Annotated in this window: 18 protein-coding genes; 5 read left to right on the top strand and 13 right to left on the bottom strand. The window is 43.8% G+C overall.

Going from position 1 to position 17,416, the window contains the following annotated elements; all coding sequences use genetic code 11:
- Positions 1-19 precede the first annotated feature (19 nt).
- The 3 genes from MKY50_RS19640 to rodA all read right to left on the bottom strand — a co-directional run bounded on the left by MKY50_RS19640 (position 20) and on the right by rodA (position 3,231).
- Entirely contained in the window at positions 20-1,021 is a 1,002-nt protein-coding gene (locus MKY50_RS19640) for an LLM class flavin-dependent oxidoreductase (RefSeq protein ID WP_341117145.1), read from the bottom strand.
- A 173-nt stretch (positions 1,022-1,194) separates the two neighbouring features.
- Complete coding sequence (gene nfsA, locus MKY50_RS19645; protein WP_014478349.1) at positions 1,195-1,944, bottom strand: oxygen-insensitive NADPH nitroreductase; 750 nt, start codon at positions 1,942-1,944, stop codon at positions 1,195-1,197.
- A gap of 105 nt (positions 1,945-2,049) precedes the next feature.
- Positions 2,050-3,231, bottom strand: a complete 1,182-nt coding sequence (rodA, locus tag MKY50_RS19650) for a cell shape-determining peptidoglycan glycosyltransferase RodA (protein ID WP_015250943.1) — start codon at positions 3,229-3,231, stop codon at positions 2,050-2,052.
- Between the two features lie 495 nt (positions 3,232-3,726).
- On the opposite strand from rodA, the gene ywcE reads away from it, so the two are divergent.
- Positions 3,727-3,990, top strand: a complete 264-nt coding sequence (gene ywcE / locus MKY50_RS19655; protein WP_003227411.1) for a spore morphogenesis/germination protein YwcE — start codon at positions 3,727-3,729, stop codon at positions 3,988-3,990.
- A 41-nt stretch (positions 3,991-4,031) separates the two neighbouring features.
- Here ywcE and qoxD read toward each other — a convergent pair whose 3' ends face one another.
- From qoxD to qoxA, 4 genes are read right to left on the bottom strand one after another with little or no spacing between them, the layout of a single operon-like run.
- Positions 4,032-4,406: a cytochrome aa3 quinol oxidase subunit IV gene (gene qoxD / locus MKY50_RS19660; RefSeq protein ID WP_003227410.1), complete on the bottom strand. Its 375-nt coding sequence runs from the start codon at positions 4,404-4,406 to the stop codon at positions 4,032-4,034.
- Position 4,407: 1 nt separating this feature from the next.
- Positions 4,408-5,022, bottom strand: a complete 615-nt coding sequence (qoxC, locus tag MKY50_RS19665) for a cytochrome aa3 quinol oxidase subunit III (protein ID WP_003227409.1) — start codon at positions 5,020-5,022, stop codon at positions 4,408-4,410.
- A 13-nt stretch (positions 5,023-5,035) separates the two neighbouring features.
- Entirely contained in the window at positions 5,036-6,985 is a 1,950-nt protein-coding gene (gene qoxB, locus MKY50_RS19670; protein ID WP_003227407.1) for a cytochrome aa3 quinol oxidase subunit I, read from the bottom strand.
- Positions 6,986-7,012: 27 nt separating this feature from the next.
- Complete coding sequence (qoxA, locus tag MKY50_RS19675; protein WP_010886637.1) at positions 7,013-7,978, bottom strand: cytochrome aa3 quinol oxidase subunit II; 966 nt, start codon at positions 7,976-7,978, stop codon at positions 7,013-7,015.
- A 515-nt stretch (positions 7,979-8,493) separates the two neighbouring features.
- Between qoxA and MKY50_RS19680 the strand changes: the two genes are divergently transcribed.
- The gene (locus MKY50_RS19680; protein WP_009968363.1) at positions 8,494-8,739 is read left to right on the top strand and encodes a GlsB/YeaQ/YmgE family stress response membrane protein; all 246 of its coding nucleotides are present in this window, start codon (positions 8,494-8,496) and stop codon (positions 8,737-8,739) included.
- A 67-nt stretch (positions 8,740-8,806) separates the two neighbouring features.
- On the opposite strand, the gene galT is transcribed toward MKY50_RS19680, so the two are convergent.
- The 4 genes from galT to slrC all read right to left on the bottom strand — a co-directional run bounded on the left by galT (position 8,807) and on the right by slrC (position 12,677).
- Positions 8,807-10,348: a UDP-glucose--hexose-1-phosphate uridylyltransferase gene (gene galT, locus MKY50_RS19685; RefSeq protein ID WP_341117146.1), complete on the bottom strand. Its 1,542-nt coding sequence runs from the start codon at positions 10,346-10,348 to the stop codon at positions 8,807-8,809.
- 3 nt (positions 10,349-10,351) lie between these two features.
- Entirely contained in the window at positions 10,352-11,524 is a 1,173-nt protein-coding gene (locus MKY50_RS19690) for a galactokinase (RefSeq protein ID WP_049140921.1), read from the bottom strand.
- Between the two features lie 80 nt (positions 11,525-11,604).
- Positions 11,605-11,988 (bottom strand): GtrA family protein, encoded by a 384-nt coding sequence (locus tag MKY50_RS19695; protein WP_003227398.1) that lies wholly within the window; start codon positions 11,986-11,988, stop codon positions 11,605-11,607.
- A 17-nt stretch (positions 11,989-12,005) separates the two neighbouring features.
- A complete protein-coding gene (slrC, locus tag MKY50_RS19700; RefSeq protein WP_014478350.1) occupies positions 12,006-12,677 on the bottom strand; it encodes a transcriptional regulator SlrC in 672 nt (223 codons plus the stop codon).
- A gap of 354 nt (positions 12,678-13,031) precedes the next feature.
- On the opposite strand from slrC, the gene slrA reads away from it, so the two are divergent.
- The 3 genes from slrA to MKY50_RS19715 all read left to right on the top strand — a co-directional run bounded on the left by slrA (position 13,032) and on the right by MKY50_RS19715 (position 15,437).
- Positions 13,032-13,190, top strand: a complete 159-nt coding sequence (gene slrA, locus MKY50_RS19705; protein WP_003243648.1) for a transcriptional regulator SlrA — start codon at positions 13,032-13,034, stop codon at positions 13,188-13,190.
- Between the two features lie 400 nt (positions 13,191-13,590).
- Positions 13,591-13,899: a DUF485 domain-containing protein gene (locus MKY50_RS19710; protein ID WP_003227392.1), complete on the top strand. Its 309-nt coding sequence runs from the start codon at positions 13,591-13,593 to the stop codon at positions 13,897-13,899.
- Positions 13,896-15,437, top strand: a complete 1,542-nt coding sequence (locus tag MKY50_RS19715; protein ID WP_003227390.1) for a solute symporter family protein — start codon at positions 13,896-13,898, stop codon at positions 15,435-15,437. Before MKY50_RS19710 ends, MKY50_RS19715 begins: the two co-directional genes overlap by 4 nt.
- A gap of 12 nt (positions 15,438-15,449) precedes the next feature.
- Here MKY50_RS19715 and MKY50_RS19720 read toward each other — a convergent pair whose 3' ends face one another.
- Both MKY50_RS19720 and efeB read right to left on the bottom strand, forming a co-directional pair.
- On the bottom strand, positions 15,450-16,070 hold the full coding sequence (locus tag MKY50_RS19720; protein ID WP_038429828.1) for a DsbA family oxidoreductase: 621 nt from the start codon (positions 16,068-16,070) through the stop codon (positions 15,450-15,452).
- An 89-nt stretch (positions 16,071-16,159) separates the two neighbouring features.
- Positions 16,160-17,410 carry an iron uptake transporter deferrochelatase/peroxidase subunit gene (efeB, locus tag MKY50_RS19725; protein WP_341117150.1) on the bottom strand — a complete coding sequence of 417 codons (1,251 nt, stop codon included), beginning with the start codon at positions 17,408-17,410 and terminating at the stop codon, positions 16,160-16,162.
- Positions 17,411-17,416 lie beyond the last annotated feature (6 nt).

A 17,416-nucleotide genomic window follows, 5' to 3' on the forward strand; every position in this document is an offset into this window, starting at 1 on the left:
CGGCAGGGCTTTTTAAAGATCAGTCAGCAAACGCCTCCTGCAATAATCGATACGATCGGAGCTTATCTTCAAAATGATGTGTGATGGTCACCACCATGATTTCCTCTGTTTCATACGCTTTACTCAAAGCTAGCAGCCGCTCCTTAACCTGTTCTTTCGTACCGACAATCATTCGATTTCGATTATCAGCAATTCGTCTCTGTTCATAAGGAGAATACGTATTTTTCCGAACAGCTTCATACGAAGGAACTCCCTCTAAAGGAATACCCTGCTCTCCCGCCAAAAGTGTAAAATCAAGCACAGCCCTAAGCTCCTCTGCCTTCTCCTCCGTGTCAGCACAAAGAACAAAAACAGCAACTGCCGCTCGAGGCGTATCTCCTAACACAGATGGTTTGAATCGCCTCTTATACTGTCTGACAGTACCCTCTCCGCCCTCTCCATTGATAAAATGGGCAAACATATAGCCAGCGCCAGATTCAGCTGCGAGCAGCGCGCTTTCTCCAGATGAGCCGAGCAGCCACACATCCGGAGCCGTTGAAATATGCGGCGCAGCCGTCAGATTCGGAAAACGGTGTTTATCATCCGCCAAATCATGCAAATACATGGTCAGCTCCTTGATTTGCTGCGGATACTGATCAGCATTGCGCTTACCGCCGTCATTCAGCGCCCATGATGCAATCGGCATTCCCCCCGGTGCTCTGCCAAGCCCCAGGTCAATTCTTCCTGGTGTCAGCCCCTCCAGAACACGAAAGTTTTCAGCTACTTTATAAGCACTATAATGCGGCAGCATGACTCCTCCTGATCCAACACGGATTCGCTTTGTTTTCGCCGCTATATGACTGATTAGCACCTCAGGACTGGACCCTGCCAGCCGTTTTGAAAAGTGATGCTCAGAAACCCAAAATCTCTTATATCCAAGGTCCTCAGCAGCTTGAGCAAGCGCAACGGTTTGCTGTAAGGCCGTTTCAGCATTGCTGCCCTCTGATACTGGAGATTGATCTAATATACTTAATGAAACCATCCCTACCACCTCATCCTCATCGTATCACTGATCTTCTATTTTTTCTCCAAAGCCGCTCACACTGCTTATCAGTGTCCCCTATCATTCGCCATTTATTTGTGAAAGCCTGTCCCTATTTGTCGGAATATGTTACACGTGAAACATAAAAACCCCTCCAGACGGAGAGGTTTGCTTTAGTTTTTATTAAAGCCCTTTTCTTTCACGTAGTCATTTAAATACGTACGCGGCTTTTGCTTCATAAAGTTCAGTATTTGATCGGACCACGTTTCTTCCCGCTGCCCGTTTGTTCTTTCTCTATAGTAATCAGAAATGGTTTTGTCATACGTATTCATAGTATGACGGAAATCGTCTGTGTTCACATTATACGTATTCTCATGATAAACGGCCTGCTTTGGCAATCTCGGTTTTTTGCCGGAAAGGTTCGCAGGATGGCCTACTGCCAGTCCGAAAAGCGGGAGCACATGGTCAGGCGTTTGCAGCACCTCTGTCACCTTGTCCAGTTCATTCCGAATGCCGCCGATATAGCAAATGCCAAGCCCCATGGATTCAGCGGCAATGCTCATATTTTGCGCTGCCAGCGCCGCATCAATTAAGCTAACCATAAACATTTCTGTATTCTCGAGCAGCTCAGAAATATGTTCACCTTTTTCCTCAGCCAGTTGTTGATGGCGGTACAAATCCGCACAAAATACAAAAAAGTGTCCGTTCTTCTCAACGTAAGGCTGATTCCCAGCAAGCACGGACAGCTCACGTTTTTTCTCAGGATCAGAAACCCCGATAATCGAATATGCCTGCACATAGCTGGATGTAGACGCAGCCTGCGCACTTTTCACTAATGTATCAATTTCTTCAGCTGTCAAAAGCTGATCAGTAAAAGACCGGATTGACCGATGATTCAAAATGGTTTCGATTGTGTTATTCATCACAAAAACCTCCTTATCACTTTTTATCATATCCGAAAAAAAGTGATCTCAAAAGCGAAATGCTCTGCCCAAAAAAAGACAGCCTCTGTAAAGGCTGTCTGCATATTAAGAATTAAAAAGATAACTTCTGTATTTCGTCAGCTGCACACTTGCATTATATACAATCCCAAATCCGATTAACGTGGAAAGTGTCGAGCTTCCCCCATAGCTGACAAACAGCAGCGGAATCCCGGTAACAGGCATAATGCCGATGTTCATTCCGATATTCTGGAATGTGTGGATCACAATTAACGCCGTATAGCCAACGCAAAAGAAAGAAGCGAAACGGTTAAACGGATGTATTTTGTCTATCAGAACGACAAGCCTGTAGATTAAAAAGAAGAACATGATGACAACAATTGCACAGCCTATAAAGCCAAATGACTCACCTATTATAGAAAAGATAAAGTCAGTCGTACTCTCTGGAACATAAACCTTCAAATTAGAAATACCATTACCTAAAATACCACCAGATCCTATTGCCATGATGGCCTGGTCAACTTGCCAGCTGTCATTTGAATCTTCCTGTGTCTCATTTGAAGCAGACACCCAAGAAGTGACCCGCTTAATTTGATAATCCTGTATTCCAACTGATTTAGCAACGTCAGGAAAGTTTATCATTACTAATAAAATTAATGAAATGAGTAAGATACCTGAACCAGCTATGATCGCAATCAATTTCCAATTTATACCTGACATAAAAACCATTACAAGAACGATAAACATACATATTCCCGCAGTCCCAGCATCCTGCATCAGGATAAGACCTACAGGAATAACTGCGACACCCGCAATCTTTAATAACAAGTGGATATCATCCCTAAGCGTCCGAACTCCTTTAGGATTAGCTTTTCCAATAACTGAAGCAAGCATCATAATCAAACCAACCTTCATAAACTCTGACGGCTGTATTGTTATTCTACCGATCCTAAACCAACTTTTTGCCCCTTTAATAACAGGTGCAATAGACTCGGGACTGATTTTAAGAATAATCAAAGATAAAATACCAATGATAAAAATATATAAACTTAACTTTTCAAGCTGTTCTAAATCAAAGTACAAAAGAACTGTAATGGCAACAGCCCCCAAAAAATAAAACACAATTTGCTGAATCCAATCCGTGTTCCCATACTGCCCAAACTGACCGGCAGCATAAATTGATACTACGCTTATAATAAAAAACACACCAAATATAAAAATCAAATCCCCCTGGTAAAAGGGGCTTTGCTGTTTCTTATATCGACTCATTCTATCCCGCCTTACATTTTCATCGGAAAATCACTAATGTTTATTATACATGAACCACGTTCAAGATGACACGTGAAGCTCGCTTCCTTTTATGTTTTTTCAGCATTTGCGGCACTTTTTCAGCTACACGAAATATGACGTATCATAAACCGAAATGTTTCGATTGACACAAAACTTTTCAAATGAAAAAAACGCCATACCAAAAGAATTTGTTAAAAAACGAATGCGATAATGTGTTATGTTCCCAAATAATGTGATACCTCATAAGAAACAGCTAAAAATTCAGAGCCCCATGCCCATACATTCTCCTAGCACATTAAACGAAAAAAATAAGACGATAGATCCAGTCCATTTCTGCAAAAACACGTATCAATTTCTGGAAAACATGGTATAATAATTGTAACAGAATGTTCAAAAAACAATCACAAAACAGACACAACTCAGTTCCTCTATTTCATTTTTGTAAACGTTATCACAAAATGAAAGGAGACGGGTATGATGGACATGTTTTTTGCTTACTTACTGGTTGCCAGCGCAACACCTCTCTTTATTTGGCTTGATAACAAAAAAGTCGCACTCTCAGCTATTCCGCCAATCATTTTAATGTGGGTATTCTTCTTCTTTTACGCAACAGAAAGCCTTTCTCCACTTGGACACACTCTCATGATTATCTTGTTTGCCGTTAACGTCATTGTCGCTCATATCGCCGCATTTATCATTTACGGCCTTCCGTATCTTCGCAGAAAGCGAAGCAGCTGAAGACAGCAAAAAACCCTCTTCCAATGAAGAGGGTTTTTGTATTATTCGTTATGGCCTGAATGCTCTGAGTGTTCAGCGCCTCCAGGAGGATTTCCGTCCATATGGTCACCATGGTGATAGTGAGCCGCGAAAATCCAGATGGATCCAAGTACGATAACGATCGCGCCAAAGAATCCGAACAGCGTGTTTCCGACTTGGATCGTGCCGTTTTCGCTCTCTGTCATATGCATGAACATGAGAAGCTGCAGCGCCGCCTGAATGAAGGCGAAGCCGAAGATTATCCAAAGTTTTGCTGATGAGCTCAGGTCAGTATACACTGCAACCCATAGAGCCAGCAGGGTCAAAACGATAGACAGGATAAAACCTACAATGTGTTTCCATGGAAAGTGACTGTGTTCAGCAGATTTGTTTGCCATTTTACAGACCCCCCAATCCCATGAGATAGACACCTGTAAAGATGAAAATCCATACAACATCTAAGAAGTGCCAGTACAAGCTTGAGATAAAGATTTTAGATGAAGTTTGCGGAGTTAAGCCGCGTTTCTTCAACTGAATCAGAATTCCTGTGATCCAGAAAATCCCGATTGTTACGTGAGTTCCGTGAGTTCCAAGTAAAACAAAGAATCCAGACCAGAACGCACTTGTACTGAGAGCCGCTCCTTCATGTACATAGTGAACAAACTCGTTGATCTCGCATCCGACGAAGCCGGCACCGAGAAGAAGAGTGATAATTGTCCAAATGACTACGCCTTTTAAACTTCCGCGGCGCATTTCATGAACAGCGATCCCGCAGGTAAAGCTGCTGATCAGCAGCAAGAACGTCATAATCATTACCAGATTGACTTCAAATAGTTCGTCTGGCAAGACACCTCCAGCTGTTCTGTTTTTAAGAACGAAGAAGGTTGCAAATAGTGTTGAGAACAACACAATTTCTGCCCCTAAAAAGATCCAAAACCCGAGAATATTAAGTCTGCCGGTTTCAGATTGATATTCCATAGGCGCGTTAGAATTGCCGTGTTCTGCATGTTCCATAACTCACGCCTCCTTATTCGGAAATCTTTCTTTCCGTCTCTTTTATTTCATCAACACTAATGTAGTAGCCGTTGTCGTATTCGAATGAACGCAGAACCATGCAGAGCAGGACTCCGATCAATCCGACTACGCCCATCCAGTACCATTCAAAGACAAGTCCAAAGCCTGCAAGACCGAAGGCAACAGACATAAAGAACGGTCTGCCTGAGTTGCTTGGCATATGGATTTTCTTGAATTTACTTTCAGGGTATAATTCAGTTTTTTCTTCTTTCATATGCAGGAATGCATCTTGAGATTTGACTTCAGGAAGCACCGCAAAGTTGTAATGCGGCGGAATCGCAGAAGAAGTCGCCCAATCAAGCGTACGTCCCACACCCCATGAATCTCCGCTGATTTCACGAGTAGAGTAACGGAAGCTGTAGTAGATGTTATAGCAAAGGATTAAGAATCCTACACCCATCATGAAAGCTCCGACTGTTGAGATAAAGTTCAATGTTGTCCAGCCGTCATTCGGTCCGTATGTGTAAATACGGCGAGGCATGCCTTGAAGCCCCAAGAAATATTGCGGGAAGAAACAAATATTGAACCCGATCATAAAGATCCAGAAGAACCATTTTCCGATTCTTTCGTTCAGCTTGTGGCCGAACATTTTTGGATACCAGAAAATAAATCCGGCGAAACAAGCAAATACAGTACCCGCGATCAGCACATAGTGGAAGTGAGATACAAGGAAGTACGTATTATGGTATTGATAATCCGCTGCTGCCATCGCAAGCATAACCCCTGTAACCCCGCCGATAACGAAGTTAGGAATGAACGCAAGCGCCCACAGCATAGGTGTTGTAAAGCTGATTCGGCCTTTATACATTGTAAAGAGCCAGTTAAAGATTTTAACCCCGGTTGGGATTGAGATTGCCATTGTCGTAATTGAGAAGAATGAGTTAACGGACGCACTGTTCCCCATTGTGAAGAAGTGGTGAGTCCAAACTAAGAAACTCAATACAGAGATGGCGATAATAGAACCAACCATCGCTTTGTAACCAAACAATTGTTTTCTTGCAAAGCTTGAGATGATTTCTGAGAAAATACCAAACGCCGGAAGAATAACGATATATACTTCAGGATGTCCCCAAATCCAGAACAAGTTAGCCCAAAGCATCGGCATACCGCCTGCTTCCAATGTGAAAAAGTGAGCGCCGAACAAACGATCAAATGATAAAAGTGCTAATGCTACTGTAAGTACAGGGAACGCAAACACGATAATAACCATTGTGATCAGTGTTGTCCATGTGAACATTGGCATACGCATTAAAGTCATGCCTTTTGTTCTCATTTTTAAGATTGTTACCATAAAGTTGATCCCTGTCATCAGGGTACCGATACCGGCAATCTGAAGTCCGAGGAGGTAGTAGTTCTCACCCGGCCCAGGGCTCATGTCGTTACTTGCAAGCGGCATATAACTCGTCCAGCCTGCGTTCGGAGAACCTCCGATAACGAAAGAAATATTGAAAAGCATCGCCCCTACAAAGAACGTCCAGAAGCTCAGGTTGTTCAAGTAAGGGAACGCAACGTCGCGGGCACCGATTTGAAGAGGCACAACAACGTTGATAAGACCGATTAAGAACGGCATCGCCATGAAGATGATCATGATTGTACCGTGAGTTGTAAAAATTTCATTATAGTGGTTTGAGTCTAAAAAACTGTTATTCGGAAGCGCTAGCTGGGCACGCATCATCAGACCGTCGACACCGCCGCGGAATAACATTATTACAGCAGATATAATGTACATGATTCCGAGTTTTTTATGGTCAACAGTAGTTATCCATTCAGACCACAGCCATTTCCACTTTTTGAAGTAAGTCAGTACAAAAATAATGGCAATGGTTGAAAGCGCAATGGAAACTTGTGCGCCCAGAATTAATGGGTCACCCGTTACGAAAAATTCGTCCCATTTGAATTTCATGCAGGCTTCCTCCTTTCCTGATCAATATCATTCTTCTGTATCATCAGACTTCTTAAATTCGTTTTTCTTTACGTTTTCAAACGGATCTGTTTTAGAGTGCGGTGAAACGGCTTGATAGCCAAGGCGTTTGCGCGCCTCCATCGCGTACTCAGCGTCTTGTCCGTGATCAACGTATTTCAAGTGAGTAGAAGAGAACGTTAATTCGTCCACATTTTCAGGAAGCATCAATTCATCATACTTCTCTTTTGTCAGCTTAGGAGCCTCGTTCTGAGTCTTTTTCACCCAGCTGTTAAAGTCTTTTTCTGTAACTGCATTCACATCAAACTCTTGGTCTGCAAAATGTTCACCTGTGAAGTTCGCGTTGCGGCCTTCGTAAGTACCCACTTTGTCAGCCTGTAAGTATTGATCCATCAGCATTCCTGCCATCGCATATTTTTGCCCTCCAAGCTGAGGAATCCATAGCGAAGCCATTGAATCTGCAGATGAGATTTTGAACAAGATCGGGCGGTCGACAGGAATGTTTAAGTAGTTGACCGTTTCAATATCCTGTTCAGGGTAGCTGAATACCCATTTCCAGTCTACCGAAGTAGCATAAACAACAAGAGGCTCTTTGTCTTTTGTTGCTTCAGGAGCTTTTTCTAACGAATATATCGTCTGTACGGTTGGCACAGAAAGTGCAATGACGATTAAAATTGGGATCACTGTCCAGACTACTTCTAAAAACGTGTTACCGTGAATTTCTGGGTTATAAGATCCATTATCTTTGCCTTTACGGTCGCGGTATTTTACTAAAATAATGGTAAATAGAACAAAGACGACCCCGACGATAAACAGCATAAATCCGATAGATAACAGGATTAAATCACTTTGCTGTTCAGCTACAGGTCCTTTCGGATCTAGTACTGAAGCATTGCTGCATCCCCCAAGGACGAAAACCACAGTTAACAGCGCTAATACAAGCAACGGTTTTAATGCTCTGAACAAGAAGATCACCATCCTTCCTATTGATGTAATAAATCTGAAGTGCATACTTCCTCAAAATCTTTTCTCTACTTTGTTATGCTATCAAAAACTTCACTTATTAGCTTTATTTTTTTATAAACTTCATCCCATTTTCGCTTAAATGTCATAAAATCGACAAAAATTGCTCCAACTTTATTCACATCTATCGCTTAAGATGAAAAGTTTCTAGTTATTTCCGCATATAAGTAAAGAAAAGATGATGAAGAACTAATTCTGACAAATAAAGGTTTACCACAATAAAAAACTTAGGTCAATCAAAAATTTCATTTTGTTAAACTTTCTAGATAGGAATTATTTTTTCCTTGTCTAGCATCTTTTCACACGGTTACCATTTTAACGCATCAAATATTGAAAGAAAAGGCGCAATGAAGAGCCAATATGCTCTGAATTGTCCGTATTTTTTAATGAGAGCATCCAGTTGTTTATCTTATACAAAAAAGAGGAATGATATAAGCAAATAAATAAAAAATAGGATGTGTTGCATGATGAGTTTTCTTATTTCACTTATCGTCGCTATTATTATCGGATGGCTTGGAAGCCTGTTTGTAAAAGGAGATATGCCCGGAGGAATTATCGGGTCTATGATCGCAGGTCTTATTGGCGCCTGGATCGGACACGGGCTGCTTGGAACATGGGGGCCGCACCTAGCCGGATTTGCCATTATTCCAGCGGTAATCGGTGCAGCCATTGTTGTCTTTCTAGTAAGCCTGTTAACCAGAAAAAGAGGATAAAAGCAGCACCCGAAGCGTCAGCGCTTTGGGTGTTTGTTTTGCCATAAAAATCGAAAAAGCCTCAACCCTAGCGGTTGAGGCTTTTGACTGGTTTGACGCCCAACTGGTCGATAAACCTTCTGAAGGCCTGTTTTCCTTCTGTTGTCTGTTTAAACACACCGGCGTGTTCAAGAATGCGAGCGAATACATGTCCCAGCTCTTCTTTTATGACTAGATCTGCATTCTCTTTTGTTATGGTTCTTTTTCCCATCATCCGAATAGCCCACTCACTATGTTTTGCCGTGAGCGGATTTTGTTCTAAAGCTGTTTTCGGATCAGCAGAGCATAGCGCCGCTGCCGTTTCTTTCATTTCCTCCTGTAAGCGGCCCGGCAATATCGCCAATCCCATGACCTCAATCAGGCCGATATTTTCTTTTTTAATATGGTGAACTTCCTTATGGGGATGAAATATCCCTAATGGATGCTCCTCATCCGTCCGGTTGTTCCTCAGTACGATATCGAGTTCGTACAAGCCTCCCCTGCGCCGCGCAATCGGTGTGACCGTATTATGGGGCGTATCGCCTGTATAGGCGGCAATGGCGGCTTTTTCATCGGAATACATCTGCCACGTGCGGAAGATATGGTCAGCAGCTTCGGCGACATGACCCGGTTCGTCTCCTTGGAGCCTGAGCACAGACATCGGCCACTTCACTAAGCCCAGCGACACGCCGGGATAATCTTTTAATTCATAAACGTCTTCCGCTTCTGCACGTGCCATTGGAAAATCATGCGCGCCGCCTTGGAAATGATCATGGCTTAGGATGCTGCCGCCGACAATCGGCAGATCCGCGTTTGAACCGATAAAATAATGCGGATACTGCCCGAGAAATGACAGCAGCCTTTCAAATGTTTTTTTGCTGATCTCCATCGGTTCATGTTCACCTTTTAAGACAATGCAGTGCTCCGGATAATAGACATATGGCGAGAATTGCAGGAACCATTGTTCGTCCTCAAGGATGACCGGGATGATTCTGTGATTTTGCCGGGCTGGATGATTCACGCTTCCCTCGAACCCGACATTTTCTTTACACAGCAAACACATCGGATAATTTGTCTGTTCCTGCTCTTTTGCAGCCGCAATCGCTTTCGGGTCCTTTTCAGGCTTTGATAGGTTAATGGTCATTTCCAGTTCGCCATATTCGGTCGGCACCGTCCAATGAACATTTTTGGCGATTCTGTCAGTCCGTATATAATAGACATCCTCTGAATATTGATAGAATTCCTTTGTCGCCTGTTTTGGGCCGTATAATGCTTTTGTCTCTTCAAATTTGCGAATGACCTCTGACGGAGCAGATACAAAACAGCCCATCAGCTTTGCGCTGAGCAGGTCACGGTACGTATCTGTATCCGCTTCCATTCGGCCGGTTTCGGCAGCCCATTTATAGATGGGAGCGAGCAAGTCCGGCAGGCTTTGTGACTGCTTGATGCTGGTGCTGGAGACCGGCTCGGGATGTGTGATGCCCAGCGCTTCATAAAGACGGTTTCTCGTATATTCCCGATCCCAGATCGAAATCAATTTTCGTTCCAGGCCATACTCTAGCAACTGTTCCAGATGTTCAATAATACTCATATGTCACTCCCCCTTTAGTTCTCTCGCTCCCTCTCCGATATCCGCGACATAAAAATCCGCTCGGAGCCCTGTTTTTGCTTGATATCTGTCTCCAACCTTCTGAATAAAATCATCAACGAACTCATCTTTTACAATGCTGATGGTGCATCCGCCAAAGCCTGCTCCCGTCATTCTTGATCCAATTACACCTTCGTGATCCCATGCCGCAAACACAAGCTCATCAAGTTCAGGGCATGTTACTTCATAGTCATCCTTCAATGAAAGGTGGGATTCCTTCATTAACTGCCCGATTTCATCTATATTGTTCTCTTTGAACATATGGGCCGTTCTAATAGCACGATGATTTTCGTATACAGCGTGCTTTGCCCGGCGTCTGTTCGTTTCATTTTGGATCAGGCTGGAATGCGCATCGAAATCAGAAGGCTTGATGTCGCCCAGTGCGGCAATATCGAGGCCTTTTTTCAAATCAAGCAATGCATCATTGCATTCTTGGCGTCTCGTATTATAGCTTGAGTCAGCCAATGTCCTTTTTTTGTTCGTGTTCGCGATGACCAGCGCGAGGCCTGAGACATTGAGTTTGCTATATTCATAGTCAAGCGTGTCGCAGTTCAGCAGCATCGCATGATGTTTTTTCCCCATTCCAATTGCAAATTGGTCCATAATTCCGCAATTGACGCCGATAAAATGGTTTTCCGCATGCTGCGCCATTTTCACAAGCTCAAGCGCATCTACTTCAGGATGAAAATAGCTTTGGAGCACGACCCCCATCAGCAATTCAATAGAAGCGGAAGACGACAGCCCCGCCCCGTTTGGAATATTCCCTGAAAATACAATGTCAAAGCCATGGGGAACTGCATATCCCCTCTGTTGAAATTCATAAATCACGCCTTTTGGGTAGTTCGCCCAGTCGTCTTCTTTTTGATAGCGAATGTCGTCAAGGCTGCATTCCTTGATGCCTGCGTTTCTAAAGTTATCTGAATACATCCGGACAAGCCCGTCGTTTCTTTCTGCAACAGCAGCATATGTACCCATTGTCAGCGCGCACGGAAAGACATGCCCGCCGTTATAGTCTGTATGTTCTCCAATCAGATTCACTCTTCCAGGTGCGAAAAAAAACCGTAACCCCTCTTTTTCTCCGAATACACTTGCAAATATCCCCTTTAGCTCTTCCCGCATGTGCAATCACCTTTCTGGTTTTTATTTTTTATTCCCCTTATTTCTTCATAGAAAACGGCAGATCATATGCTGCAGTCCTCTCATACCCCTTCTTCTTTTGTTTTTTTAAAGACGAGCCATTTGCTCGCAACATAGTTGACGACAACAATGACCGCGTTGTCGAGTATTTTGGCCAAGGTTTCATTTGTATTAAACTGGCCGACAAGAATGATCATCATGCCTAAATCTATGCCGAGAGACAGGACCCGAACGCTGAAAAAAGCAGTGAGCTCTTTCAGCAGGCTCTGCAGATCATGTGTTTTTTGCTGAAACACATATAATTTATTTGTTATGTAAGCAAACAGCACGGACAAAATCCAAGCGGCAACAGTGGCGGCTTTGTAATCCACATTCATGATCTCTACCAATATATAAAAGCTGGCGATATTCACAATGGTTGTGAAAACCCCCATAATGATATACATAATTATTTCTCTATACTTCACTGATGTTCCTCGCTTTCTGAAAAACTTTTCAAAATTCTTGGCGTCTCGTGCTCTCTGTCTAAAGTAAAAAATACCGAGAGTGCGTCTAAAAAGCTGCGGAAGGTGGCTGGCTGGCCCAATACATATGATTGTTTGATGATTCCGTCGAGGACTGCACATATTATTTTAGCCGTATATTCAGGATCAATACAGGCGTCAATCAGCTTTCTCTCCTTCAGCCACTTAATATATAACACATTTTCTTCCACCCACAATTCGTACAGCCGGACATAGGCCTTGCATTTCTTTAAGACTTTATATGTCGGCATGTTCATGGCAAACGAGGTGATGTCCCACGACGGCTTATTTATGTAATAGGAATAAAGCAGTTCTGCAGCGTGTTTTGCAGCCTCGTCCAATGTCAGCGATTTCACTGACTCCCGCTCCATTTGATCAAGATACCCTATAATGATCTTTTTTTTCATCTGACGTTTTTCGAGAAGGTACAGCAGAAAATCGTCCTTGCTGACAAAATGAACATAAAATGCTCCTTTGCTGTACCCGGCGGCTCTGCTGATATCTTCTACAGAAACCGGATCATACGCTCGGTCAATCAACAAATTCACGCCAGCGTCTATAAAACTTTCAAATGTTGCTTCTCTTTTAATTTGAAATTTGTTTTTTTTCATATTTTTCTCCTGGCGGTAATGATTACCCTTATCTTACACCGGATCAATCTTTAGCGGTATTTATTTCTTTGAACGGTTATGCTATTCGGTTTCCCAGGGGTCATTTTTAATAGGCTAAATGATTTATTTTCATTTACATACTATCCAGTCAGTATTTAATTGTTTATTATTATAAATAAGGTCCATTGGTTATATTAGTCATTTTTTTAGGGAATAGGTAGGTGGTTTTTCCTTCAGTTTGTGAACACCGAGCAACTATGTGTGAAATTTGTTGTACTCGCCTCATCATCGCGCTGGCTTGTCTTTTATTGCCCGCATGTTGCAGGAAAACATTTTATACAATTGGAGGTTACTATGAAAACTCATGTTAAAAAAGATTTGGACAAAGGTTGGCATATGTTAATTCAAGAAGCTAGATCCATTGGATTAGGCATTCATGATGTGAGGCAGTTTTTAGAATCTGAGACAGCATCGAGAAAGAAAAACCACAAAAAAACCGTCCGGCAAGACTAGTCCGAACAGGCGGATCTATTTACCTCTGGCTTTTCTATCACCTGATCTGAGTTTTCACCATATCCTCTATTCAAAAGCAAATCGCTGCGCTGAGCTTGAGGACAAACGGTGTGTCAGCTAACTACGACAGACAGCCGGTGATGCGAACATGATAACCGTGCTCTGGTAAACAGCAGCTTTGCTGAGAACAAGCTGCATTCGGTGAGGTTTTGAAAGCAAACTCGTTTATACACGGCCGAGCTTGAAAACCTTCGCCTGTCTTTAGACCACTGTGTTCACCTCTTCACGACTTCCTTCTTTTTTCATCCTCCAGATATTGTTCAACGCATAAATCGGACTTTCAGTACATACCTATTGGTGTACCTTTTTGCTTACGTTTGCGAATAAAAGGAGGAAAGCCATGTACAAAGCTGATTATAAACAGATTGCTGCAACGCCGTCTTTTCAAGCTTTTTTAAAGCAGAAACGCGCTTTTATTGTTCCTTCTGCGATTTTCTTTTTTGTTTTTTATTTTTCACTCCCTGTTTTGACATCTTATTTCACCTTTTTGAATGCACCGGCCATTGGAGCTGTTTCATGGGCTTGGCTGTTCGCCATCGCCCAATTCGCTATGACCTGGATACTGAGTACTGTGTATTCCCGGAGAGCCGCCCATTTCGATAAGTATGTAAGCGCTTTAAAAGAGGATCTGAAGGGTGAACAGACATGAATATGACTGCTTTTTTATTGTTTTTGGCAATTGTTGGCCTGACGCTTATTATCACGTATTTTGCCGCGAAGCGGACGAAAACGACGAGTGAGTTTTATACGGCGGGTGGCGGGCTCACCGGCGTTCAGAATGGACTGGCAATTGCCGGTGACTACATGTCTGCCGCCTCGTTTCTCGGGATTGCCGGAATGATTGCGTTATATGGATTTGATGGCTTCTTTTACAGCATCGGTTTTCTGGTGGCTTATCTCGTTGTCTTGTACATCGTGGCGGAGCCGCTTCGGAATCTTGGAAAGTACACGATGGCAGACATGATTGCCGCTCGCTTTAAAGAAAAGAAAATCCGCGGTGTCGCGGCTCTCAATACCATTGCCATCTCTACTTTTTATATGATCGCCCAGCTCGTGGGGGCGGGAGCGCTGATCAAACTGCTTCTAGGGCTGGATTATACCGCGGCTGTCCTCATCGTCGGAGTGCTGATGACCATTTATGTCGTGTTTGGCGGCATGATCGCAACAAGCTGGGTTCAAATTATTAAAGCCGTTTTGCTGATGGCCGGTACACTCGTGATTTCGATTATCGTGTTTTCGAAATTCGGCTTTAGCCTTAATACCATGTTTGAACAGATGAAAACGGCTACTCCGCTTGGCGCTGATTTTTTGAATCCCGGAAATAAATACAAGGTGCCGCTTGAGACCTTGTCGTTAAACTTGGCACTCGTGCTGGGAACCGCCGGGCTTCCGCATATATTGATCCGGTTTTATACCGTTAAGGATGCCAAGACGGCCCGTACATCCGTTGTGTCAGCGACATGGATTATCGGTGTGTTTTACATTATGACGGTGTTTCTCGGCTTTGGTGCCGCGGCATTCGTCGGTTTTGACGCGATTACAGCGGCTGATCAAGCGGGAAATATGGCGGCTCCGCTTTTAGCAAAAGCGCTCGGAGGAGACTTTCTGTTCGCATTTGTATCAGCCATCGCCTTTGCCACCATTTTGGCTGTCGTGACAGGGTTGGTGCTGTCTGCCGCCTCAGCATTTGCCCATGATATTTACAGCCAGATCATCAGAAAGGGAGAAGCAACTGAAAAAGAACAGATGAAAGCGGCCAGATGGGCTTCTGTCGCCGTGTCAGTGCTCTCGATTCTCCTTGCGATTTTTGCACAATCCTTAAATGTGGCGTTCCTTGTTGCACTCGCGTTTGCGGTAGCCGCCAGCGCAAACCTTCCGCTGATTGTGTTTACAGTCTTCTGGAAACGATTCAATGCCTCAGGCGCTTTATGGGGCAGCCTGACAGGCCTGATCAGCGCGCTTGTGCTGGTATCGATGAGCCCTAGTGTGTGGGACCCGGCCGGAGGTGCTATTTTTACCGGTGATCCGCTCATTCCGCTGTCTAATCCAGGAATTATTTCCATCCCGCTCGGCTTTCTCGGCGCGTGGCTCGGAACGGTGCTGTCATCTGATAAAACAATTGATGAAGATACGTTTGCAGAAATTCAGGTGAAGGCGCATACTGGTGTCCATATGGAACAGGAATAAAAAAAGCTCTCTTTATAGAGAGCTTTTTCCTTGTCTTTTCTTCTGTTCTTCAGAAATCGCTTTTTCAAATACATCCTTGCCGGCAGCACCTGGAATTACAGTGTCGCCAATAATAAAGGTTGGAACGGCTGTGATGTCAGCCTCTTCATAAGCGTGCTTCAAGGCTTGGCGCTGCACGTCCTGATATGTTCTTGTTTCCAGTGCTGATTTGAATGCTGCACCGTCTAATCCCACTTCCTCGGCGAGCTTCGTCAAGATGTCAATGTCGCCGATATTTTGGCCCTCCTGGAAAAACGCCTGAAAGACACGGGTGTTGTATTCATGTCCTTTATTGTATTTCTTCGCAAAATGGAAGCCTTCAAACGCGAGGTCTGTATACGGATGGGGCGAGACGTTTGGAAAATTGATCTCAACTCCTAATTTCTCCGCCATTGGCTGAATTGATGTCTGCCACATGTACTGTTTGGAAGGATCATTGACCGGATCAAGCTGAGGAGATGGGCTTGGGCGCAGTTCAAACGGCATCCACTCGACATCAACATCCTTTCCTTTTATCGCTTCTTCAAAAGCGGCTTTTCCAACGAAACAAAATGGGCAGACGTAATCTGAATAAACTTTAATGTGTACTGTCATGATAATCTCCTTTCGTATAAATTGATTTTAAACTGTAACAATTAAAGTTACAACTGTTTTTTAAATAAAGAAGCCGATTTAGGCTTCTTTTATGATTCCAGCAAACGCTGGGCAATATATTCTCCTTTTTTGCAGCCGCCTGGGCATGCATATAAAGCAGAACCGATTGTTTGTGTATATTCGTTTAACGCATCCTTTGCTGAAAGAGCCTTCAGCATCGGGATAAACTGATTGTCGGGATTTTTTTGAAAACTGATAAACAGGAGACCTGCATCCATATAGCCGGTTTTCGGATCAAGTCCTTCTGTGTAAGAGAAAGCTCTTCGCAAAATTTGTTTTCCCGTAGATTTCGCTAGACTGACGTGTGAATTAGACGGAATTTGATTCAGCTTCACGGGATCTGTTTCCTTTTTCTGCCCAAAAGGCGCCCCTGAGCTTTTTCTGCGGCCGAAGGTATCCTCTTGGTCCTTGAGGGAAGAGCGGTCCCATATCTCAAGGAACATTTTGATTTTCCGGAAAGCCATATAGGTGCCGCCCGTCATCCAGTCAGGCTCACCGGACTGAACCCACACGATCGAGTTCATCAAGCTGTCATCCTCCGTGCTCTGGTTGCCTGTTCCATCTTTAAACCCGAAAAGATTGCGCGGTGTTTCGCCATTTTTTCCTCCGCTTAAAAAGCCTTTGTTCACAAAGCGGACCTCACAAGTGCCGACCGCTTGATTTAGCAGGTTACGCAGCGCGTGAAACGCCACTTGCTCGTCGTCTGCACATACTTGAATGCAGATGTCTCCGCCTCCCTGCTTTTCATCCAGGTTGTCATTCGGCATCGCTGGAAGAGCGGCCAAGTGCTTCGGTTTTTTGCTTTTCAGCCCGAAGCGGTCCTTTCCGTCTTTTTCAAAAAAGCCAGGCCCGAATCCGAATGTGACCGTTAAGTTGGAAGGGGGTAAATCAGCAGACTCACCTGTATCCTGCGGCGGCAGATATTGATTTTTCTGCTCAGCCGACATTTTCTTGCCAGACGTCAGCATCTGTGTGAGACTTGTCCAGTTTCTAAATAATGTAATGATGTCGCTTTTCTCTTTTGCTGTCACATCCAGCGCAGCAAAATAGACATACGTTTGATGAGCAGTTGTGATTCCGGCCTGATGCTTTCCGTAAAACGGAACAATCTGCTCCTCCTCTTTTTCATCCTTTTTCGATGGCTTAGCCGCAGTCTGAACAAGCGGAGCGAGACCGCCGAGACCGCTGGCACCGATCGCAACGGCTGCCCCCGCCATCGCTCCCCATTTTAAAATGTCCCGTCTATGAATTTGTTCTGGCTTTTTTTGTTCATCGCTCATGATGTT

Origin of the sequence: Bacillus sp. FSL R7-0685 (assembly GCF_038002425.1) — a bacterium.
Classification (GTDB): Bacteria; Bacillota; Bacilli; order Bacillales; family Bacillaceae; genus Bacillus; species Bacillus subtilis.